17 protein-coding genes are annotated in these 22,093 nt (G+C 52.5%); 13 read left to right on the plus strand and 4 right to left on the minus strand.

Translation table 11 applies throughout. The features are described 5' to 3' along the window. Positions 1 to 213: 213 nt before the first annotated feature. The gene (locus DVH26_RS08130; RefSeq protein ID WP_239633053.1) at positions 214 to 1,296 is read left to right on the plus strand and encodes a Gfo/Idh/MocA family protein; all 1,083 of its coding nucleotides are present in this window, start codon (positions 214 to 216) and stop codon (positions 1,294 to 1,296) included. A 205-nt stretch (positions 1,297 to 1,501) separates the two neighbouring features. On the opposite strand, the gene DVH26_RS08135 is transcribed toward DVH26_RS08130, so the two are convergent. Together DVH26_RS08135 and DVH26_RS08140 are read right to left on the minus strand one after the other, a co-directional pair. Next, positions 1,502 to 2,524 (minus strand): cytochrome d ubiquinol oxidase subunit II, encoded by a 1,023-nt coding sequence (locus DVH26_RS08135; protein WP_239633055.1) that lies wholly within the window; start codon positions 2,522 to 2,524, stop codon positions 1,502 to 1,504. After that, positions 2,521 to 3,876, minus strand: a complete 1,356-nt coding sequence (locus DVH26_RS08140) for a cytochrome ubiquinol oxidase subunit I (protein WP_239633058.1) — start codon at positions 3,874 to 3,876, stop codon at positions 2,521 to 2,523. The genes DVH26_RS08135 and DVH26_RS08140 overlap by 4 nt, the downstream gene beginning before the upstream one ends. 340 nt (positions 3,877 to 4,216) lie before the next feature. Here DVH26_RS08140 and DVH26_RS08145 point away from each other — a divergent pair, with 340 nt between their 5' ends. The 9 genes from DVH26_RS08145 (at position 4,217) to pgmB (ending at position 17,235) form a co-directional block, all read left to right on the plus strand. Beyond that, positions 4,217 to 4,618 (plus strand): Rrf2 family transcriptional regulator, encoded by a 402-nt coding sequence (locus DVH26_RS08145; RefSeq protein ID WP_239633060.1) that lies wholly within the window; start codon positions 4,217 to 4,219, stop codon positions 4,616 to 4,618. Between the two features lie 85 nt (positions 4,619 to 4,703). Next, positions 4,704 to 5,594, plus strand: coding sequence for a class I SAM-dependent methyltransferase (locus tag DVH26_RS08150; RefSeq protein WP_239633062.1), 891 nt, complete (start codon positions 4,704 to 4,706; stop codon positions 5,592 to 5,594). 497 nt (positions 5,595 to 6,091) lie between these two features. Beyond that, positions 6,092 to 7,897, plus strand: a complete 1,806-nt coding sequence (locus DVH26_RS08155; protein ID WP_239633064.1) for a cache domain-containing sensor histidine kinase — start codon at positions 6,092 to 6,094, stop codon at positions 7,895 to 7,897. Then, positions 7,894 to 9,507 carry a response regulator gene (locus DVH26_RS08160; RefSeq protein ID WP_239633067.1) on the plus strand — a complete coding sequence of 538 codons (1,614 nt, stop codon included), beginning with the start codon at positions 7,894 to 7,896 and terminating at the stop codon, positions 9,505 to 9,507. Before DVH26_RS08155 ends, DVH26_RS08160 begins: the two co-directional genes overlap by 4 nt. Before the next feature lie 88 nt (positions 9,508 to 9,595). Next, positions 9,596 to 10,933 carry an ABC transporter substrate-binding protein gene (locus tag DVH26_RS08165; protein ID WP_239633069.1) on the plus strand — a complete coding sequence of 446 codons (1,338 nt, stop codon included), beginning with the start codon at positions 9,596 to 9,598 and terminating at the stop codon, positions 10,931 to 10,933. A gap of 154 nt (positions 10,934 to 11,087) precedes the next feature. Further along, positions 11,088 to 11,984, plus strand: coding sequence for a carbohydrate ABC transporter permease (locus DVH26_RS08170; protein ID WP_239633071.1), 897 nt, complete (start codon positions 11,088 to 11,090; stop codon positions 11,982 to 11,984). Between the two features lie 18 nt (positions 11,985 to 12,002). Then, positions 12,003 to 12,848, plus strand: a complete 846-nt coding sequence (locus DVH26_RS08175; protein WP_239633073.1) for a carbohydrate ABC transporter permease — start codon at positions 12,003 to 12,005, stop codon at positions 12,846 to 12,848. A gap of 51 nt (positions 12,849 to 12,899) precedes the next feature. Beyond that, entirely contained in the window at positions 12,900 to 14,243 is a 1,344-nt protein-coding gene (locus tag DVH26_RS08180; RefSeq protein ID WP_239633075.1) for an FAD-dependent oxidoreductase, read from the plus strand. 28 nt (positions 14,244 to 14,271) lie between these two features. Then, positions 14,272 to 17,235 (plus strand): beta-phosphoglucomutase, encoded by a 2,964-nt coding sequence (gene pgmB / locus DVH26_RS08185; protein WP_239633077.1) that lies wholly within the window; start codon positions 14,272 to 14,274, stop codon positions 17,233 to 17,235. Positions 17,236 to 17,365: 130 nt separating this feature from the next. Here pgmB and DVH26_RS08190 read toward each other — a convergent pair whose 3' ends face one another. Continuing rightward, positions 17,366 to 17,596 (minus strand): spore germination protein, encoded by a 231-nt coding sequence (locus DVH26_RS08190; RefSeq protein ID WP_239633079.1) that lies wholly within the window; start codon positions 17,594 to 17,596, stop codon positions 17,366 to 17,368. A 205-nt stretch (positions 17,597 to 17,801) separates the two neighbouring features. On the opposite strand from DVH26_RS08190, the gene DVH26_RS08195 reads away from it, so the two are divergent. After that, positions 17,802 to 18,392, plus strand: a complete 591-nt coding sequence (locus DVH26_RS08195; protein ID WP_239633081.1) for a uracil-DNA glycosylase — start codon at positions 17,802 to 17,804, stop codon at positions 18,390 to 18,392. 21 nt (positions 18,393 to 18,413) lie between these two features. Here DVH26_RS08195 and DVH26_RS08200 read toward each other — a convergent pair whose 3' ends face one another. Next, positions 18,414 to 19,265 (minus strand): helix-turn-helix transcriptional regulator, encoded by an 852-nt coding sequence (locus tag DVH26_RS08200; protein ID WP_239633083.1) that lies wholly within the window; start codon positions 19,263 to 19,265, stop codon positions 18,414 to 18,416. 170 nt (positions 19,266 to 19,435) lie between these two features. Between DVH26_RS08200 and DVH26_RS08205 the strand changes: the two genes are divergently transcribed. Further along, the gene (locus DVH26_RS08205) at positions 19,436 to 20,842 is read left to right on the plus strand and encodes a family 4 glycosyl hydrolase (RefSeq protein ID WP_239633085.1); all 1,407 of its coding nucleotides are present in this window, start codon (positions 19,436 to 19,438) and stop codon (positions 20,840 to 20,842) included. Further along, positions 20,839 to 22,068 (plus strand): oligogalacturonate lyase family protein, encoded by a 1,230-nt coding sequence (locus DVH26_RS08210; protein WP_239633087.1) that lies wholly within the window; start codon positions 20,839 to 20,841, stop codon positions 22,066 to 22,068. Before DVH26_RS08205 ends, DVH26_RS08210 begins: the two co-directional genes overlap by 4 nt. Positions 22,069 to 22,093 lie beyond the last annotated feature (25 nt).

Genomic DNA, 22,093 nt, shown 5'->3' on the forward strand with positions numbered 1-22,093 from the left:
TGCTTCTTTTTTATTTCCATTTCCCGGGAAATTTTTGTCGACGGCAGGGCGGAGCATGTCAAAAAAGATCGATATATTATGGCAAAATCGCATACAATATAGGCCAGATTAGAAATATCTTTTTCGGACAATGTTCACTATACTAATGTCTAGATATTGAGGGAGCATTGAATGCTAAATGCTGAACCCACCTAATAGAGGAGGACCAAATCAATGGCTAAAACGTTTAGAATTGGCATTATCGGCTGCGGCGGTATCGCCAATGGAAAGCATATGCCTGCTCTGAAAAACCAAAAGAACGTGGAAATGGTCGCTTTTTGCGATATTGTGAAGGAAAGAGCGAGCGAGGCCGCCGAGAAATTCGGTACGCCTGATGCCAAAGTATACGACAACTATAAAGAACTGCTGAACGACAGCTCTATCGATATTGTTCATGTTTGTACGCCAAACGATTCCCATGCGGATATCTCTATCGCGTCTATGGAAGCAGACAAGCATGTTATGTGCGAGAAGCCGATGGCGAAAACAGCTGCGGATGCCCGGCGGATGGTAGAGGCCGCCAAGCGTACGGGCAAAAAACTGACCATCGGTTATCAGAACCGTTTCCGCTCGGACAGCCAATATTTGAAAAGACTGTGCGAAGACGGAGAGCTCGGCGACATTTATTATGCGAAGGCGCATGCGATTCGCCGCCGCGCCGTACCAACTTGGGGCGTATTCCTGGATGAAGAGAAGCAGGGCGGAGGTCCGCTTATCGATATCGGTACGCATGCATTGGATTTGACGCTGTGGATGATGGACAACTACAAGCCGAAGGCGGTATTGGGTACGGCGTTCCACAAGCTGTCCCAGAAGAAAGACGCGGCCAACGCTTGGGGATCGTGGGATCCGGAGAAATTTACAGTCGAGGACTCCGCATTCGGTATGATTACCATGCAGAACGGTGCGACGATCGTGCTGGAATCCAGTTGGGCCATTAATATGCTGCAAACCGGCGAAGCGAAGACGACGCTGTGCGGCACCGAGGGCGGAGCGGATATGCAGGACGGACTGCGCATTAACGGCGAGAAGCACAGCAAGCTGTTTATGAACGAAATTCAGCTCGATGCCAAAGGCGTTGATTTCTACGACGGTAAGAAAGCAAGCCCGGCTGATCTGGAAATGCGCTTGTGGCTGGAAGCGGTGGAGCAGGACAAAGAGCCTGTAGTTACGCCTGAGCAGGCTTGCGTAGTTTCGGAAATTTTGGAAGCTATTTATGAATCGTCGAAAACCGGCAAAGCGGTTTACTTCGAATAATTTAACGGTAAGAAGCCCGAGCCTCCTGTTTGTGATTGGAGGCCGGGCTTTTTTTGCCTATTTATATGATCGGGGCTCCCCACTTTGTGGGGATATTTGCATTGGGCGGTCAGAGGCTGACGATTGTTCCGGGAGACGGCGAGCCTACGCTGCCCTGAAGACTGAACCGTGAGCCAGAAGTCTTGACCACTGTGCTGCGCTTCGATTATTTCCCGGTTTTGCCCTGTACATAGGAGGCGTTGAACAAGAACAAGCGCATCAGCAAGTACAGGGAAGGAATGAGCAGCAGCAGCCCTGCAATAAAGGCGATGATGAGGGCCACTCCCATCGTCGGGCTTGTCACGCTCTCATGAATCGAGACAATAGGGTAGATGATATACGGCAAATGGGCTGCGCCATATCCGAAGAACGCGAAGGCGAACTGCAGCATGACAAGGATGAACGCCAAACCCAGCTTCCTGCGATTCCATATGAGGTATATGGCGAACAGAAAGCACAGGAAGGAAAGGACGAACATCCACGCGATATCGAGCATGCCTTCGAAATGCCACGGGCTGTGCTTGTAGATCGAGAAAAAGACGAGCAGGCTGGCCAAAATGGTCGGCGCGCTCCAACCGACCGCGAAGCCCCGGAGTACTTCCATCGCGGCGGCGTCCTTAGCTTTATCCGCATAATACGTAAGGAAAGAAGCGGAGATGAACAAGATGCTCACAAGAGATAGCAGGACGACCGACCACGCATAAGGGCTGGTGAACAGCTTCGCATACTGAAGGATCACTTGGCCGTTCTGCTCCTGAATGAATCCGCCCTCCGAAATGGTCAGAACGATGGATAGCGAAGCCGGGATGAGCAGCCCGCTGCTTCCGTATAGCAGCATATAGAGCGGATTATCCTTCGTTCCGCCATAGGTGCTGAAAGCATAGTAAGAGCCGCGGATGGCAAGAAGAATGATCGCTATGCTGCCCGGGATCAGCAGGGCCGTCCCCAGGTAATAGGCGGTGTCAGGGAAGAAGCCGACCATGCCGACCATGAAGAAGATCAGGAACACATTCGTTACTTCCCACACCGGGGACAAGTAGCGCTCGATAATGCCGTGAACCAGATGCTTGCGGCCGGTTATCATACTGTAATAGCTGAAAAATCCGGCTCCGAAATCGATGGATGCCACGATCAAATAACCGTAAAGGAAAATCCAGAGCACGGTAATGCCGATTACTTCGATAGTCATTTGGGTTCGCCTCCTTCGATTCCGCGACGGGCCATTTCCTGCTCCGCCGAGTTGCTCCTAAACAGCTTGCGCAGTACCGCCCAGACGGTAAATCCGAGCACGATATACAACAAAGAGAAAAGCAGCAGCATCCAATCTACGTTGTCCGCGGTAGTGGCGCCATGAACGGTCTTCATATACCCGCGCAAGATCCAGGGCTGGCGCCCGGCTTCGGCGAAGATCCAGCCGCATTCTATCGCGAGCATGGCAAGCGGCCCCGCCCAGACGGTACAGCGTAGCAGCCAGCGCGGCAGCTCGCGTCCCTTGGCGCTCCGACGCTTGCGGGCGAACAGCAGGTAGCCGATGCACAGCACAATAAGCAGGCTGCCGATCACTACCATCGTATCGAAAAAATAGTGAATGTATAACGGCGGACGTTCGTCCGGCGGAATATCGTTCAGCCCGGTAACGACGGCGTCCGGCTTGCCGAAGGCTAGAATACTCAGCGCATAAGGCAGCTTCAGCCCGTAGCGGATTTCATTGTTTTCCTGCAAAATACCGCCGATCACCAGCGGAGCGCGAGACGTCGTCTCGAAATGCCATTCTCCCGCCGCGAGCTTCTCCGGCTGGTATTCAGCAAGGAACTTGCCGGACAAGTCACCTATGAATGCGGTCAGCAAGGAAAAGATAAGGCCCGTGATCATCGTCAGCCGCAGCGCTTTTTTGTAGTAGACATGCTTCCGGCCTGCCAAAAGCGCTAGAGCGGCGAAGCCCGCCAGCACGAATGCGCTCGTCATATAAGCGGATGAGAGCACATGCGCGGTTTTGGTCGGTGTTGCCGGACTGAACATGGCTACAATCGGATCGATATCAGTAATAGTCCGTCCCGATAGTGTGAAGCCTTGCGGCGTGTTCATAAACGCATTGACGATCGTGATGAAAAACGCGGATGCCGACGAGCCGATAATAACGGGAATCGACAGGGTGAAATGAACCCACGGGTTACGGAACCGATCCCACGTATATAAATAAATGCCCAGGAAAATGGCCTCGAAGAAAAAGGCGAAGGTCTCCATAAATAACGGCAATGCGATGGCTTGCCCGGCAATTTGCATAAAGCTCGGCCACAGCAAGTTCAATTGAAATCCGATACAGGTGCCCGTGACGACGCCGACTGCTACCGTAATGACAAAGCCGCGGGCCCAGCGGCGCGCGAGCAAAATATAGTGCGGGTCGCCGCGCTTAATGCCGAGAAACTCGGCAATAGCGATCATTACGGGCACCCCGACGCCGATAGTGGCAAACACGATGTGGAAGCCAAGGGTTAATCCCGTCAATATGCGGCTGTATACCGCCGGATCGTAGGACATCATGGTTCGATCAGCTCCTTGTAATGTAATAGGGAGGACATGGTTATTCTTAGCATTTTTCCTTACTGTTAGTATAAAGGATGTATGTGATTTAATTCACATAATATGTGATCAACGGTTGAAGAAATGGTTACGAAATGTTGAAATGGGTGAAAAAAAACTTATTTTTCTGTCAACAAGTACTAATAAAATCACAAAAATGCCCTTGTAAAAACTTTAAAATGCCCCTTGCTCTATACTATACAGGCATCTCGTTAACGATAGAATCTCTCATGACTTGACATTCCCACACTTTAAAGCTATCATGGATAAATAAAGTCTGTAATCGAGGTGAGACTGCACCATGAAATTTTCGAAAGCGACGAACTATGCCCTTCACACCATGCTCTTTCTTGCGGCAGCCACCCCGAATAAGCTTATTGGCGTACAGCAGTTGGCGGAGCGGCAAGGGGTTTCACCAACGTATTTATCCAAAATACTAACCAAGCTCGTCAAGGCAGGAATGATTGAATCCACTTCAGGCGCCAATGGCGGCTATAGATTAAAGCGGAATTGGGAAGAGATCTCGTTTCTGGATATCATCCATGCCATAGAAGGTACAGCCTCCTTATTCGATTGTGATTTGAACCATGGACCCGATTGCTTGATTCAGAAAGCGATGGTTTCGGCGGAAGAGAAGATGGAGGAATACTTGCGAGAGCAAAAAATGTCTGAGCTTGCCAAAAAAGTAACGTTTGTTCTGTAACAAACGGCTGCTTTTTTTTGATAATATTATAGATATTAAGAGTCTTTAAAGTCTTTCAAATTTTATTAGAGGGAGCTGCAGCAAGATGACAAACGATCTTTTTAATGAAGCCGTATGGGAAAAAGCTTGGAAGGAGGATATGCAAACCGGAGTGAACAAGATGAAACAAGCCGGGATAGATCCAGTGCATGCTTTTGACGATAAGGCCAAGTCATTCAACGAGCAAGCATTTAACGAAGAAGGCAGACGAAGGGCCAAACGCATAATGAATTGGCTGGAAGGCCAGGGTGTCGGCTTCAAAGATTCCTCCATACTGGACGTTGGAGCGGCCTCGGGCGGATTTACTGTTCCGTTTGCAGAGAGTGGGGCTGCTGTTACTTCCGTGGAGCCTGGTCTTCCGTTGGCTGAGCTTCTGAAAGACAATATTGCGGGATTGCCGAACGGCAAGGTGGAGGTTGTGACGGAGCCGTTCGAGGACATCGATATTGAAGCAAGAGGGTGGAGGAAAGCCTTTGACTTCGTCTTTGTCTCCATGTGTCCGGTTATTGTCGATTGGGAGAGTGTGGAGAAGGTGCTGAGCTGTGCGCGGCAGTTTTGCTATATCAGCATGTCCGTCGGCTCCAGGGAGCACAGTCTGATAAGTGAGATTTGGCCTTTGGTGACTGAGCGGCCTATGATAACCAAGCATATGGAGATGGGCTATCTGCTGAATTTATTGTACCTAAAAGGCTATTCCTATGAGTCGCTTGTAACCCGGGAAATGAAGAACACGGTGGTATCCAGAGAAACGGCGCTTCAAGAGGCTATGGACTGGTTGAAGATGTTTGGTTTGCCTGCCGACGACCGGAACCGGAGGATTGTCACCGAATATTTGCAGCGGACTTACCCTGAGGACAAGGTGGAGATCCAACAGGGAGGCCGATTCGGCAAGGTGCTGATACGATTGCAGGATCAGAGCATGTATACCCGAGATTGACGGTCGGCTAGTGAGGGGAAAGCAGCGGGAAAAGAAACACCCGAAGGGCGTAGTGTGGGCAAGGAATCGAGAAAATCCAAGGATAAGCCTTGGATTTTTTTGTTGAGCAAAACCAAAGAAACCCGAGCTTTGATTGTATTGTCCGGCGGAATATGCCTTCCAGCCAGGCTTTCGAGGGTCGGACAGGAGATCCGTTATTTCTTGAAATGATGCTGCTTTCGGAGTGCGATCGGACCGAGAGTCCGCTATTTGCTCTTTTTATCGGAAAAAACGGTGTATTTTCTCGAAATAAAGGATCTGTAGTCCGATCATCCTGCAAGAAGAACCATTTTTGGTAAAATAACGGATTTACGGTCCGCACCAACTTGAGCAGTTCTCTCGTTCTTCAACGGACGGCACACTTTTGACCAGAAATTGCATAGTTTTGCACCGGTTTTTTCAATGATTCCCTATGGTATATTTATTTAGTTAAGCAATCATTTCAAGGGGGTCCGGTAATGAGACGCAGCTTCGCTAAGCCATTCACATCGATAAGGGGCAAAATACTGCTGTCGTTCTTTCTTTGCATCATCGTGCCGGTCGCCTTTATTATTTATAACTCTTACACATCATCACAGGCGGTTCTTAGAGAGCAGATCGACCGCAGCCAGCAGGAATCCATGCGCAATTTGGCCGCCAATATGGATGATCTGTCGGAGCGCATGATGAACGCATCGAATTTGATCGTTAATGATATGGAGCTTCAAAATTTTTTGCAGGCGTCCCCGGAATGGACGGGCAATTACGCTTCGTTCCAGCAATACCAGAATGTCCAGAAGAAACTGATGAATATTAAGGGCATCATAATGGACAGCAATGCTGTAGTAGCAGTGGTTGATTTTCGCGGATTTGTACATTCCTCATCTGTCGATTACGGAGGCCGGCCAGCATTCAACGAGCTTGTAAAGGAACCATGGTATGGGATGACGATAAGCAAGCAAGGCTGGCCTTACTGGCAGCTGCCGTATGAAGGGACATTGGGAGGAGAAAGTCCGGATGTACAAAAGTGGTTCGTACTGACCCGGCTTATCAAATCTCCGCTAGGAGAAGAAGGGCTTGGTTTGGCCCTCATCGCAATACCGGCCGAATCGTTCTTCCCTGGAACGGCGTCGACGTATGAAGGGGATAAAGGTAATACGCTGCTGCTCGTATCGGGCGAATCCAAAGTGCTGGATGTGCAAGGCGACCGGGCTCTCGAGTCGTATGAGCCGATAATAGCGGAAGCCTCCGGGCAGGAACACGGGGGAAGCTTGTCCAGACTGACCGTCGACGGTCAAGATTATTTCTACAGTACGGTACCGATTCCGCGCGTCGGCTGGAAGGTGATCGAGCTTGTTCCGCAGACGGAGCTGATGGGACAATTGAACCGGATCAAGAATCAATCCTTTCTGTGGCTGTTCGCTTTGTTTGCGGTGTTCACGATGGTGTTCGTTGTACTAATGCTGCGGTTTACCGGTCCGATCCGCGGCTTGCTGCATTCCATGAATCGCCTGGGGCAAGGGGACTTCAACGCTCAAGTACATGTGAGAGGGGAAGACGAAATAGCCAAGCTGGGCGTTCATTTTAATAGGATGACCGCCAACTTGAGAGGGCTGATCGACAAGCTGTCGGAAGAGCAGAAACGGAAGGAAGCCGCCAAATTCCAAGCACTGCAGGCGCAAATCAATCCGCATTTTCTCTTCAATACGCTCAATTCCATCAAGTGGATGGCCGTCTTGTCGGGCTCTCAGCATGTAAGCCAAATGATAACTAAGCTCGGCAAGCTTCTGCAATTTACGATGAAGAACGACGGGGAGATCATTACGCTGGAGGAAGAGTTCGCATATTTGCAGGATTATTTGGATTTGCAGAAAATCCGCTTTCACGATAACGTGCAGATCGAGACGCATTTGCCGGAAACGCTCAAGCGCTGCGGCATTTTGAAATTTACGCTGCAGCCGATCGTGGAGAACAGCATCATCCACGGCAATCGTACACCGCTTGCTATATGCATCTCGGCGTCCGAAACGAACGGTGACTTGGTACTTATTGTCAAGGATAACGGGAGAGGCATGAGCGAAGAGAAGCTGAACGAGGTGAAAGCGGCACTCCAACCGGAGCATGCGCGGTACAACGGAATCGGTATAGGTAACGTTCATGAGCGTCTGCGGATGCATTACGGAGAAGGTTATGGTGTGGAGCTTCAAAGCAATGAGGCGGAAGGGACAGCCGTTACGATCCGCATGCCGCTCGTACAACCGGAAGATGAGGAGGGAGCCAGATGATCCGCGTATTGATTGCCGACGACGAAATCTTAGTGCGTATCGGGCTGAAAACGATTATTCCATGGGAGCAGTACGGCTTCGAGCTGATCGGCGAGGCGTCCAACGGACTTGAGGCGCTGGATATGATCCGTCAATCCGCGTGCGACATTGTGCTTACCGATATCCGAATGCCGGAATGCGACGGCCTCACTTTGATCGAGAGGCTGAAGATCGAATCTCCCGGTACCAAATGCTTGATTTTATCCAGTCATAATGATTTTGAATATGTCCAGAAAGCGCTGCGGCTTGGTGCCGTCGATTATGTGCTGAAGCTGACGATGGAGCCGGACGAGCTGCTGCATAAGCTGATTGCACTGAAGGAGCAGGTCGTTCAAGAGAATGAACGGCAGCTTCAGGCGTCCGTTCGGGAGTTCAAAATGAGTGTATACAGCAGGGAAGCGAAGGAGAAGCGCTTGAAGGATTTGCTCGTCAAGGCGTGCTCCCCTCAGGATGTCCAAGAGTTCATGGGCGAATTCGGCTTCTGGGAGCCGAGCGAGCCGTACTACATCGTCAGCATGGCGCTAGATCGCTACCAGGAAGAGCTGGATGAAAACCGGTTCCGCAGCGAGCGGCTTCTGAACTTCACCGTGATGAATATATTGACGGAAATCGGCAAGAAGTACGAGCAAGACGAATTTGTTGAAATCGATAACGGACGATTTGCCATGATTGCGAGTACCGATCCCTGCGAAATGCTGACAGAAATAGGATCGGCGGTGCAAACGTTCCTGCAGCTCTCGGTGTCCTCCGGCATCTCGCAGCCGCTGGAAAGCTTAAACGAGATGCATACGGGCTTTCTCCAAGCGGAGGAGGCGCTGCTTCACCGGTTCTACCATGGTTGCGGAGGGATCATGCGCTATGTATCGGGGCGATATACCGCGCATGCCGGCCCGCAGATAGAAGAGGAATGGGTAAAGCTGCTCGAGCTGAGGGACGAGGAAGCCGCATTGAACAAGGCAAGAGACTGGTACTTGGCCTCCAGCGCGGGCCTGGAGCATCCGGACGAGCTTCGGGAGCAATGGATTCAGCTCGTGCATGTGTACGGAAGCTATGCCGCCAAGCTGGGCGGGGATCTGTATTCGGTCCCATTATACGATAACCGCTATCCGTTTCATGCCGTCCGCAGCCTGGAGACGCTTCAGGAGATATACAACTGGTTCACGGGCTGGAATCGGATTTATTTCGATTATGTACGGCAGCTGACCGGCAAAGTGTGGCGTCCGGAAATTCAGGAGGTCATCGAAACGATCCGAAACCGGTATAACGAAAACTTGAAGGTGTTCGAAATCGCCAAAGAGATCGGCTTCACGGAAAACTATCTGAGCGTGTTGTTTAAGAAGGAAACCGGTGAAACGATCATGGACTATTTAACGCGAATCCGCATGGACAAAGCAAGAGAGCTGCTTAAGGATCAATCCTACAAAATTTATGAAATAGCCGAATTGGTCGGTTACGGCGACTCCAACTATTTCAGCAAGCTGTTCAAGAAAATGGAAGGAATGTACCCGTTGGAGTTCCGCAAGCATGTGCTGGGACGAATGCCAACATCCAAGAATTCGACGGTTTCATGAAGGAATAGTCCATTCTCATCCCTGCCGGCGTTTTGTTAATCTGAAAACGCAAACAGCATATATACGAAAAAATCGGAGGGGAATCGACTTGAAGACATGGGTAAAGGGCACCGTCGCTCTGGCGCTTGCCTCAACAATGGTCGTCAGCGGATGCGGAAGCAGCAAGGATAACAACTCTGCTGCAAATGCTAATAATAACGGATCGGGAGCAAAAGTTGTTAAATTGAAGGTTTGGGGAGGCGTTCCGGAGGAGAATGGGCCGAAAACGGTTATCGACAACTGGAACAAGAGCCATCCTGACATTCAAGTGGAGTATGTGCGCTATGTCAACGATGATACCGGGAATACGAAGCTGGACACGGCATTGATGACGCAAAGCGATGCGCCGGACTTGTTCTTCAGCTACGGCGAGAATAACTTGTTCAGACGGGAAAATGCAGGGATGACCGCACCGCTGGACGAGCTTATCAAGAAAGCGAACTTCAATGTCGATGAGGTTATCGGCAACGACAATGTCATGAAATACAAGGATCAAATCCATTACCTGCCGGGGTACAAGAACATCGACTTCGTCGTTCTGAATAAGAAGGCGCTGGAGGCGGCAGGCGAGAAAGTGCCTGCCGACTGGACTTGGGATGAGTTCGCGGCGCTGGCCGAGAAGCTGAATAAAGGCGCGATGAAGGGTGCTTTTGTTACGCCAGGTGCGGATTTGCTGATCGGCAAATTCACTTTGGTCGGCTCCAAGCCGAACGATTCGCTCTACACGGATGACGGCAAGACGAACTTTAACAACCCTGCCATGCAGAAGGGTCTCGATATTCAGAAGAGCTTGTACGACAAAGGCATCATGGTGCCTTGGGCGGAAGCGATCGCGAACAAGCTGGACCCCGCTAACGAGCTGCTGACCGGAAAAGCCGCTATGGTGTACGGCGGCGCGTGGATGATGAGAAGCTTGAAGGATACGACCAAATATCCTCGCGATTTTGCGGTTGCCTTCGCGCCTGCTCCTCAGCTGGAGAAAGGCAAAAACGTCAACAACGGCGGAATGAACGACTTCATGTCGGTCAACGCCAACAGCGCCAACAAGGAAGCCGCGTTCCAGTTCATGTCCTGGTACCTCACGGAGGGCAGCATGGATATGGTAGCCGGCGGCCGCATTCCAACAAGTAAGAAAGCCGACTTCGACAAGGTGACGAAGCTGATCGTCGGCGATTCGGGCAGCATTCTCGATGAGCAGTCTCTGAGCCAGGTGCTGAAAGCGAACTACACCTTCGCAACCCGCGTAAAATCCGAAGCGTTCTCCCAAATCACGAATGTGATGAAGGAAGAGGCGGAGAAATATTTCATGAACGTCCAGCCGATCGATAAGACGCTTGAAGCTATGAAGAAGCGCGGCGATCAAGCGATTCAAAGCGTGAAGAAGTAAAGTATTGCCCGTGCCCGTTATCCGCCATCAGCGGATGCGGGCTTTTTTTGTCGAAATTCGTAGAATCACCCTGAAAGCGGCGAGATTCAGCCATGTCGTCCGCGGCGGTCCTTTTTTACAATGAAGGTACTAACGTTAAGAGGTGTGAAATGCGATGAAGAGGAATCGACAGAAGCTGGCGGAGACGCTGGCGGGCTATTTGTTCATTTTGCCTAATTTTTTGGGCGTGCTGGTGTTTGTGCTGTTTCCGCTCGTTGTCAGCTTGATTATGGTCTTTACGGACTGGGATTACATGAGAGGCTTCGCCGGTATGACCTGGGCCGGTCTGGATAATTTCAAGCAGCTCGCGACTGACGAGTATTTTTTGAAGTCACTGCAAAATAACGTCATATTTACTGCAGTCACCGTGCCGGTATCAATGGCGATCGGTCTGCTCGTAGCGGTAGTCCTGAATAAGTTCGTTTATTTGAAAAATGTGCTTAGGGTTTTATTTTTCCTGCCTTATGTCAGCAGCGTTGTGGCGATATCCGTCGTCTGGAGCGTGCTGTACAATCCGACTAACGGACCGATCAACTCGGCGCTGCGCTCGTTTGGCATCGATTCGCCTCCGGGCTGGCTGGCCGATCCGAAATGGGCGCTCATCGCGATCATGATCATGGTTATCTGGACGTATACGGGGTATACGATGGTGCTGTACATGGCGGGCCTGCAGGGGATATCCAAAGAGCTGTACGAGGCATCGGACATTGACGGAGCGTCCAAGCTGCGAAGCTTCTTCCAGATTACAGTTCCGATGCTCAAGCCGACCAGCTTTCTGATTGCCGTTACCCTGATTATTTCCACGTTTCAGGTTTTCGCGGCGGTTGCCGTCATGACGAAGGGCGGACCCGTTAACTCGACGATGGTGCTGGCCTACCATATTTACATCGAGGCATTCCAGCATTACCGGATGGGTTACGCGGCTGCGATCTCATGGGTGCTGTTTATCGTTATCTTTATCATTACGATGATTCAATGGCAGGGCCAGAAGCGCTGGCAAAGTCATTTCTAGGAGAAGGAGGAGAAGCAAATGAACTTGTATTCGGCCAAAAGCAGGAATGCGGCTTTCAAGCTAATTACTACAGTGGTTTTCGCCTTGCTTGCAGTGCTCGCCGTCGTGCCGTTCTTGTGGATGATTTCGGCATCGTTCAAGCTGCCGGCGGATTTGTTCAAATACCCGATTGAATGGATTCCGAAGAAATGGTATTTCGGCAATTACCAGGAAGTATGGTTCGGGAAATATCCGTTCTTCCTCTATTATTGGAACTCGATCAAGATTACGCTGATCACCGTCGTAGGCGTTCTGGTAACCAGCTCGCTGGCGGGCTTTGCGTTTGCCAAGCTGCGGTTCAAGGGCAGGGAGGCGATGTTCCTGCTGTACTTGTCGACCATGATTATCCCGGCGCAAATTTTGCTTGTTCCCCGATTCGTTCTGTTCGATAAGCTAGGAATTATCAATACGCATTGGGCGGTCATATTGCCGGGAATGTTCTCGGTGCTCGGCACGTTTATGATGCGACAGTTTTTCAGCACGCTGCCAAACGAAATTTTGGAGGCGGCGCGGGTTGACGGAGCAGGCTTTTGGCGTCAATTTTGGCAAATTACTTTGCCGTTGACCAAGCCTGCGCTCGTGACGCTGCTTATCTTGACGTTTACCTGGCACTGGAATGAATATGAGAATCCGCTGATTTTCCTGCGCGATAACGACCTGTATACGATCCCGCTGGGGCTTACCAACTACGTGGACGAGAACAGCACGAACTATACGCTGATTATGGCGGCTTCCGTCTCGGCGCTGCTGCCGCTTATCGTCATTGTGGCGATTTTCCAGAAGTGGTTTATCGAAGGGATTGCAAGCTCCGCGGTAAAAGGGTAAAGCTCATCCGGAAACGTTAAAACAACTGAACACAATTGGAGGGTTAAAGACATGAATCAAGTGATAGAAACAGATGTAGTGGTCGTCGGAGGCGGACCTGCTGGGATTAACGCGGCTATTGCAGCGGGAAGGACCGGAGCCAGAACGCTGCTTATCGAACGGTACGGCTTTCTTGGCGGCATGTCCACCGTGGCGCTAGTCTACCCGTGGATGACCTTCCATACGATGGAAGGCAAACAGGTTATCGCAGGGATAGCGCAAGAAATCGTCGACCGTCTTCAGGCGCTCAAAGCGTCGCCGGGCCACGTGCGCGACACCTGCGGATTCGTTCATACGATTACGCCGTTCCATCCGGAAGTGTACAAGGTGCTCGTCATCGATATGCTCAAGGAAGCGGGAGTCAAGCTGCTGCTGCACAGCTTCGTCGATGAAGTGAAGACGAACGGCGACCATATCGAGTCCGTTCGCGTCTCTTCGAAATCGGGTCCCATCACGATTCAAGCCAAAACGTTCGTAGATACAACCGGCGATGCGGATCTCGCCTATTTGTCGGGAGCGCCGGTGCTGCAAGGACGCGAGGCGGATCGGCTGACACAGCCGATGACGATGAAGTTCCGGATGCGCGGCGTCAATCTGAACGCTGTCAAACAGTATATGATTGAGCACGCTGACGAGTTTTACCGCAAGACGCCGGTATCCGAGCTGCCGAATCTTCCTTTGTCTGCCGTACAAGGCTTCTACAAGCATTGGAAGGAAGCGAATCTTCCGATAAATCGGGATCAGGTGCTGTTCTTCACCGGTCCGGAGGAAGACGAAGTGCTGGTCAATATGACCCGCGTGCAAGGGCTGGACGGCACCGACGTCGAGCATTTGACCGAGGCCGAGGAAATCGGGCGCAAGCAGGTGCTGATGGTGGCGGACTTTATGAGAAGCAGCTTGCCGGGCTTCGAGAAGGCTTCGATATCGCAGGTGGGCGCACAAATCGGTATCCGCGAGACGCGCCGCCTGGACGGACAGTACAGCTTGCAAATCGAGGACGTTACGGAAGGGCGCCGTGCAGCGGACGTTATTGCACGCAGCGGGTACCCGATCGATATCCACGATCCGAAGAGCAAAGGGGTCACTGCGGCCTGGATTGCAGGCGACGGAGCTTACGACATTCCGTACCGCACGCTGCTGCCGAAACGGATCGATAATCTGCTTGCAGGAGGACGCTGCATTTCGACCAGCCACGAAGCGCTGGCGACGACCCGCCTGTCCCCGAGCTGTATGGCAACGGGGCAAGCCGCCGGAACGGCAGCCGCCATGTCGGCCGTCTCGGGCATTTCGCCACAGGAGCTGGATACTGCGGCTCTGCAGCAGAGACTGGCAAACGACGGCGCCATTTTGAAATAAACGTAAAACAGGCAGGAGAGTGTAGACGATGCGAACAGGCGACATCATATATCCGTTTGAGCCATGGACCGTTACAGAACGGTCCTTCGATACCGGGACGAACCAACGGGACGAGACCGTATTTGCGGTAGGTAACGGCTATATCGGGATTCGGGGCAATTTCGAGGAGGGATATGACGGTCCTCCGGGGACGACGCTTCATGGGACGTATTTGAACGGCTTTTACGATTCGTCCCCTATTGCCTACAGCAAAGGACGTCATTACGGCCATCCGGAGTTTCATCAAACGATGCTGAATGTAACGGACGGCAAGCTGATCGAGCTGTATGTGGACGGCGAGAAGTTCAGCTTGTTTGCAGGCAAGCACGAGGATTACGTGCGCACGCTGGATATGCAGCGCGGGACGGTGACACGGAGCTTAGTGTGGCAGACGGAGACGGGCAAACGGGTCCGCATCCGTATCGAACGGTTTGCCTCGCTGACGAACAAGCATTTGGCCGTTGTCCGATATGAAGCGACGCCGCTCAATTTCTCGGGAGAGCTTATGTTTGTTTCGGCCATCAACGGCGCCGTCAGCAATCAAGTGGCGGCCCATGACCCGCGGGCAGGGTCCGCGTTTCGGGGGCAGGTTCTGCAAACGAAGGGCATGATCCAAGAGGGATCCTGCGGTGCGATGGTGCAGCAGACCAAGATGACCGGCTTTACGCTGGTCTGCGCTATGGATCAACGTCTGAGTCATGACGCACAGCTGGAGTCCGAGCAGGCTGAGCAGCGGCTTGAGCACCGGTTCAGCGTACACGCCTACAAATATGAATCCGTTGTACTAGATAAGTACATTGCCTATTACTCCTCGAAAGACTATGCTGAGGCTGAGCTGCCGAAGCTAGCTCATTCAGAGGTGACGGCCGCTAAAGAGGAAGGCTTCGATGCCTTGGCGGACAAACACAAGCGTTACCTGGAAGACTTCTGGAAAACCGCCGATGTCATAGTGGAAGGGGACGAAGCGCTGCAGCAGGCGCTGCGGTTTAACGCATTGCACCTGCTAATGTCTGTCGGACGCGACGGGCGTACGAATATTGGGGCGAAGGGCATTACCGGAGAAGGGTACGACGGACACTATTTTTGGGATACAGAGACCTATATGCTGCCGTTCTTCCTGTACACGAAGCCGGACATTGCGAAGCAGCTGCTGAAATACCGCCATCATATTTTGCCGAAAGCGAAAGCGCGTGCCGCGGAAATGTCGCAAAAGGGAGCACTGTATGCCTGGCGGACGATTGACGGCGAGGAAACGTCGGCCTATTACGCGGCCAGCACGGCGCAGTATCACATCAACGCGGATATTGCTTATGCTCTAAAGAAATACGTCGAGGCTACGGATGATAAAGAGTTTCTGTATCAAGAAGGCGCCGAGATGCTGTTCGAGACATCGCGCTTCTTCGCGGACGCGGGAGATTGGATCGAAGGCCGCGGCTTCTGTATCAACGGCGTAACGGGACCGGATGAGTATACGACGGTCATCGACAACAATACGTATACGAACCTGATGGTGAAGGATCAGCTGGAATATGCGGTCCGTACAGCCAACGAGATGAAGCGGGCTTGCCCGGAGCGCTGGTCTGAGCTGCAAGCCGGCTTGGGGCTTACGGATGAGGAGGTCGCCGGTTGGGCACACGCTGCCGAGCACATGTACATCCACCGGGAGCGGGGGCTGATCGGTCAAGACGACTCATTCCTGAACAAGGCGCCGTGGGATTTTGCCAACACCCCCAAGGAGCGCTATCCGCTCATGCTGTATTACCATCAGCTTGTCATTAATCGCCATCAAGTGCTGAAGCAGGCCGATCTGGTGATGGCTATGTTCCTGCAAAACCACCGCTTCACCAGCTGGGACAAGCAGCGGAATTATCATTTTTACGAGCCGCTTACCACGCACGATTCATCCCTCTCGGCGTGCATCCACGGCATTGTCGCCGCCGAGCTTGGCGATGTGGAGAAGGCTTACGACTACTTTCAACAGACCGCGCGAGTCGATCTGGACGATTACCACCGCAATGTGAAGGACGGGATCCATACGGCGTCGATGGCCGGCACTTGGCTTATGATCGTCAACGGGTTTGCGGGAATGAGACAGACGAACGGGGAGCTGTCGTTTCAACCGGAGCTTCCTTCCAACTGGGAAGGCTGCTCGTTTCGTATGCGTTACCGGGGCAGCTTGCTTTCCGTCCGGATAGGGACAACGTCAACGACCTATGAGGTGCTTGAGGGAGAGCCGATCGTACTGCTGCATTTGGGTGTGAAAATAACCGTTGATAGTCCTGTGACGGTAAGCAACCGCAAGCCGGAGGCGGTGATCTTCGATCTGGACGGCGTTCTTACCGATACGGCCGAGTTCCACTTTCAGGCATGGCTTGAGCTGGCGCAGCAGCTGGACATTCCGTTCGACCGTACGATCAATGAACGGTTGAAGGGTGTTGACCGGAGAACATCGCTGGAGATTATCCTTGAACGGTCGAGCAAGGCCTATTCGGACTCGGACAAGGAGCGGTTCATGGCAAGCAAGAACGAGCGGTATGTTGAATTGATCCGTGCCATTCGGCCGGAGCATCTGCTGCCGGGCATTCGCGAGCTGCTCGAGCAATTGAAGGAAGCCGGCATTCGTATGGCCGTAGCATCGGCCAGCCGGAACGCTCCGGCGATTATCGGGGGCTTGAACATCGGTCACTATTTCGACCACATCGTTGATGCCGGGACATTGGTGCGGGGCAAGCCGGATCCGGAGGTATTCTTCAAAGCAGCGGAGGCGCTCGGCGTTCCGGCGAAAAACTGCATCGGTATCGAGGATGCATCAGCCGGTTTGGAGGCAATTCGTGCCGCTAACATGGTAGCCGTCGGGATTGGCGATCCGATTGTGCTAAGCGCAGCCGATGAGGTGCTTCCTTCCACCGAATATTTGAGCTGGAATCGATTGAACGAAATTTACTGGAAATAAGGTACGCGATGGAAAGTGAAAAACGGTCGCAAGGCATATTGGTGCTGCGGCCGTTTTTTTGTTCATTGATGGATACGCTCGGATGCTAAAGCAAATCAACGGGAGGAGCTCCGCCATTTTTTCTGCCGGATTAGTATGGTGGCATAGAGAAGCACCGGCAGTAGGATTCGGTCAGCAGGGTGCTATCGATCAAACCGTCGATATAGCATAGGGCGAGCCTGTGCCTGTTCTCCCCGTCTTCCAATTCCCTGAGCACGATGTCCGGGCTGGTTCCTAAATGCTTGCGTAATAAGCCGAGCGTTTCAGCAAGAGGCCCTCCCAGACCGGATGAAGGATCATGGTCTGTCGGCTGATCCTGCACCGCATGGCTCCGGGAATTTTTTTGACTGCTTGCGGTTCCTGAATCGAAAGAACACGGGAGGTCTCTCCTTATTGCTGTATTCCGGGATAGTATGTGAATCATTTCCAGTTTCAATACATAATAAAAGCCCGGTATGCTGGATGTGCAATTGCAAGTGTGTGAAGACTAACTTCAGCACAAAACCGACAGAAAGGATCAATCTTCCATGATGCGTTTAAACGATGCACCATTCGTAATCTTACCGGAAGAAACGGCTCCTCCGGATATACAGCTATGCGATCGCTGTGAGCTGTCTAAGCAGAGGAGCCGCGTTATTTGGGGCGAAGGGAATCCGGAAGCGAAGCTCCTGATGATTCTGGATAACCCGGGGGCGCGCGAGGATCGGGAGGGACAAGATTTTCTTTGCGGGACGCGGGAGACATTGCAGAGAGGCATGAGGGAAGCGGGTCTGGCTACGGAATCGGTCTATGTGACGTACTTGCTGAAATGCAGGCCGATTCGTGCCTATGATAAGCCGGCGGCGCGTGAGGCTTGCTCCTCTCATTTGCTGATGCAGCTAAGAGAGAAGCAGCCTCTGCTGCTGTTCGGATTCGGTAACGTTGTTGCGGAATCGTTGCTGCCGTTACAAGAGAACGTTAGTGTGAAAGAGCTGAGAGGAGCTTGGCATGATTTTCAGGGAATTCCCATAGGGTTTACCTACCATCCGCTTGCGGTGAGAAGGCGTCCTAATCTGATGAAGAACTTCACAGAGGATTTGGTGGCGTTAAGGAAACGATGGGAAGAGATCCGCACCTGAGCAGATCCGGGAACCCGACTCTCATCTTAAGCTTTTACGGTACTGAAGAGGCGTCAGCTGCACATGGCGCTGAAAGATTCGATAGAAATGCTGAAGGTTGTTAAAGCCGCAGCTCATGGCAACCTGAATGATAGGCAGCTCCGTATGCTCCAGCAGCTTCTTCGCCTCCACGATTCTGCGGTTCAGAATATATTCGAATACGGTGAAATGGGTGGTTTCCTTAAACAGGTGGCTGATATAATATTTGCTCAGCTGGAACTCCTGCTGAAGCTGTTCCAGTGTGATCGGATTCATGTAATGATCGTCGATGTAGCGGATCAGTTCCTTAATGTGCGGGTTATAGGCGGCGGGAGGGGGCTGGACCTGGGCCAGCTCCTTGAACTGGATCAGCAGCAGAAGAAGATGCAGCTTCACTTTGGCTTGAGCCAACGGATCGCCGGTTTGACGATTTCGTTCATAGGATTTGACAAGGGAATCGAAGAGAGCAATCACTTTGCTGCGCTGCTCCGGCTTCGTTTCCACCTTGCGCGGACCTTGGGTCACCATCCATTCCAACACTTCCTCCAGCCCCGATTCACGAAGCATGCTACGAATAAAATCTTTGCTGAAATTAATCACGTATCTTGCATAGGCCCTGTTAGGATGGTAAAAGATGCGATGAATTTCATATTCGTTAATGAAAAAGAAATCGCCGTCGCGGATCGTATATTTAGTATCCTTGACGAAGATGTCCAGGTCGGCTTTAACGAAAAAATCGAACTCGAATCCGTTGTGATAATGGTGGATTACGGGTCGTTTCCCGGTTTCGCGCTCATGGGTATAGCTGATGGAAAAGGGCGGAGTCCGGTCATAAGGAATTTCCGATCTGCTCATAATGGCTGCTCCTTCCACTGGAATAACCGTATAATGATTCCTATTTATTATAGCAAGATAGGTGAATTTACGGCGATAAAAACAAGATAAATGAAGACGGTTTCAAGCCTCGAGTGATACTCTTATTTCTGATGGTATGGGAGTCTCAACACAACAAGGAGGCGAAGCAAATGGGTTCGATCGTATTAACGGTCATCGGCGGCGGGAGCGTCAACTGGATGCCGGGCCTTATGCGCGACGTGTATTTGCTGGACGAAATCCAAGGGGGCGAAATCCGGCTGGTCGACCCGAACCGGGAGCATGTCGAAGCGGTAGCGGCGATGCTGCATACCTTCAACCGGCTGCGGGGCAAGGAATACCGCATTCGTATCGTCGAACAGCGGAAGGAGGCGCTGCAAGGGGCCGACTTCGTGCTGACAACGTTCAGTCCCGGCGCCATGGACGCGTTCTGGAACGACTTGGAGCTGCCGATCCAATACGGTATCCGCCAGCCGGTGTCGATGACGGTTGGCCCCTGCGGCATCTCCGCTTCGCTGCGGACGGTGCCGGTTGCTTACGAGCTCGTGCAGGAGATGGAGGAGATGTGTCCCGGGGCATGGCTGCTCAATGTGACCAATCCGATGAGCGCTGTTACCCGAGCCATGAGTATGGCGGCTAGAACGGTCAAGGTAGTCGGGATGTGTCACGAGCTTCATGCCGCTCCGAAATATTTCGGCCCGATGCTCGACTTGCACAAGCCCGAAGAAATGAGCGTTACGGATTACTTATACCGCTGGCTTCCCGAGCAAGGCTTCAGCTATACGGTCGCGGGGGTTAACCATTTCATCTGGCTGACCAAGGCCGAGCTTCGCGGTGAAGACGTGCTGCCGCAAATTAGGGAGTACGCCAACGACCGCTGGGAGCTTGAGGACGACCCGGCGAAGGGGCGGGTGAACGATTCGTTTCACAATAAAAGCGCTGCGAAGCTGGCGCTGTGCCGCCACTTCGGCTATTTGCCGCTTGCCGGAGACCGGCATCTGATCGAGTTTTATCCGAGCTTGTGCAATGTGAGAAACGGATACGGCATGAAATACGGGGTATTGAAAACAACGGTCGATGCGAGACGCTTCTCGAAGGTTCAGCAGCTGGACAACATCCGCGCGCTGGCTAGCGGGGCGAAGGAGGTCTCGTGGCAGCGGTCCGGGGAGGAAATGTGCGAGATCATGAAGGCGGTCATCACCGGCGGTGAGACGACGGCCATCGTGAACGTTCCGAATGAGGGCCAGCTTACGAACATGCCCGGGGATGTCGTCGTAGAGACGCTGGCCACTGTAGACCGGAACGGGGTTCATCCGTGGGCATCGGGCGCGCTGCCCGGTCCGATCGGCAGCTTGTGCCGGCTGCATGCCGATGTGCATGAGCTGACGGTCAAGGCGGCCTTGGAAGGCAGCAGGGAAACACTGCTTGAAGCATTAAGCCTTGATCCGCTTAGCGGGCTCGCCGACTTCTCCGAGCTTGGCGAGCTGGCCGATGCGCTGCTGCGGGCGAACCGGAGCTGGCTGCCACGATTTTTTCAAGGAGAGGAAGAGGGCAAATGAACGCTTCTAAAGGCAATGTTCTAAAGCATCAGATGGTGAAGCGCAAGGATGACCAGACGGGACGAACGGTGACCCAGCTCACGTCGCTGCCCGGCAATCATCATCATCTTTATTTTACTAGCAGCAGCTTCACGGCTGATAACCGGCATATTCTCTTCATCAGTGATGCGGGGACGGGCAGTCCCAATCTGTTCAAGCTGGCGCTGGACGACGGCACGGCCGTTCAATTGACTGACAACCGGGACGGCTATATGAAGAGCTACGTCTATTACGACGGCAATCCGTATCGCGGCCTGGCGAAAGCGAGTCCCAGCTTTGCTCCGGCTGCAGGGAAGTTGCTGTATATTCAGGGCTGCGAGGTTCGGCTGCTTGACGTACACACTTTGGACGAGCGCGTGATTTACGTCCTTCCGGAGAGGGTCATGACCGGATTCACTCATTTGTCCTGCGACGGACGGTATGCGTGCATTCCGTATATCGATGCCGATGCGTTCGCAGTCGGAGAGGGGAATCCGTTCGGCCTGATCCGGGATAAAGTGAAGAAGGAGCGGATGAGCTCTCATATTGTCGTTGTCGATACGGCCACGGGAGAACCCTTGTATTCGTTTGCGCATCAGGGCTGGGTGACGCACGTGCAGTTTCATCCGCGCGATCCGAGCATCGTGCTGTTTAATCACGAGGGCGGGATGGTGGAGCAGCGCATCTGGCTGTATGACCATGGCGTGATTACCAAAGTAAGGGATCAATCGGACGGGGGACCGTCGCTTTGGATTTGTCACGAGATGTGGGCCAGCGAGGGCAAGGCGGTCATCTATCACGGAACCCGGGGAGTGCCCAACGATCCCGCCATGAAAGACAGCCCGAGAGAGCAGGGGCAAATCGTCAGCTTTGTAGGGTTCATGGACACAACGGACGGACAATGCACCGAATTGAGCTTTTTGCCGGAGATGACGGCGTACGGGCATTTTACTGCCAGCACGGACGACACGCTGCTCGTAACCGACGGGATTATCGACGTCCACAGCATTCACCTGTGCCGAACGGATTGGCGGCAGCGCGAATTGGATATGACGCTTCTATGCCGCCACAACAGCAGCTTCACCGTCCAGGACGTCCATCCGCACCCGATCTTCAGCCACGACGACCGATACATTTTGTTCACTTCGGATACCCATAACGAGCGCACCCAAGGCAACGTATACCTCATTGATTTGCACGAGAAGTAAAGTAAAGAAAAAGGGTCCAAACCTT

Origin of the sequence: Paenibacillus sp. H1-7, assembly GCF_022354825.1 — a bacterium.
GTDB lineage: Bacteria > Bacillota > Bacilli > Paenibacillales > NBRC-103111 > Paenibacillus_S.

Coding starts and splice junctions, on each gene's coding strand:
- DVH26_RS08130 (WP_239633053.1), top strand. CDS start 214: ATGGCTAAAACGTTTAGAATTGGCATTATCGGCTGCGGCGGTATCGCC.
- DVH26_RS08135 (WP_239633055.1), bottom strand. CDS start 2,524: ATGACTATCGAAGTAATCGGCATTACCGTGCTCTGGATTTTCCTTTAC.
- DVH26_RS08140 (WP_239633058.1), bottom strand. CDS start 3,876: ATGATGTCCTACGATCCGGCGGTATACAGCCGCATATTGACGGGATTA.
- DVH26_RS08145 (WP_239633060.1), top strand. CDS start 4,217: ATGAAATTTTCGAAAGCGACGAACTATGCCCTTCACACCATGCTCTTT.
- DVH26_RS08150 (WP_239633062.1), top strand. CDS start 4,704: ATGACAAACGATCTTTTTAATGAAGCCGTATGGGAAAAAGCTTGGAAG.
- DVH26_RS08155 (WP_239633064.1), top strand. CDS start 6,092: ATGAGACGCAGCTTCGCTAAGCCATTCACATCGATAAGGGGCAAAATA.
- DVH26_RS08160 (WP_239633067.1), top strand. CDS start 7,894: ATGATCCGCGTATTGATTGCCGACGACGAAATCTTAGTGCGTATCGGG.
- DVH26_RS08170 (WP_239633071.1), top strand. CDS start 11,088: ATGAAGAGGAATCGACAGAAGCTGGCGGAGACGCTGGCGGGCTATTTG.
- DVH26_RS08175 (WP_239633073.1), top strand. CDS start 12,003: ATGAACTTGTATTCGGCCAAAAGCAGGAATGCGGCTTTCAAGCTAATT.
- DVH26_RS08180 (WP_239633075.1), top strand. CDS start 12,900: ATGAATCAAGTGATAGAAACAGATGTAGTGGTCGTCGGAGGCGGACCT.
- pgmB (WP_239633077.1), top strand. CDS start 14,272: ATGCGAACAGGCGACATCATATATCCGTTTGAGCCATGGACCGTTACA.
- DVH26_RS08195 (WP_239633081.1), top strand. CDS start 17,802: ATGATGCGTTTAAACGATGCACCATTCGTAATCTTACCGGAAGAAACG.
- DVH26_RS08200 (WP_239633083.1), bottom strand. CDS start 19,265: ATGAGCAGATCGGAAATTCCTTATGACCGGACTCCGCCCTTTTCCATC.
- DVH26_RS08205 (WP_239633085.1), top strand. CDS start 19,436: ATGGGTTCGATCGTATTAACGGTCATCGGCGGCGGGAGCGTCAACTGG.
- DVH26_RS08210 (WP_239633087.1), top strand. CDS start 20,839: ATGAACGCTTCTAAAGGCAATGTTCTAAAGCATCAGATGGTGAAGCGC.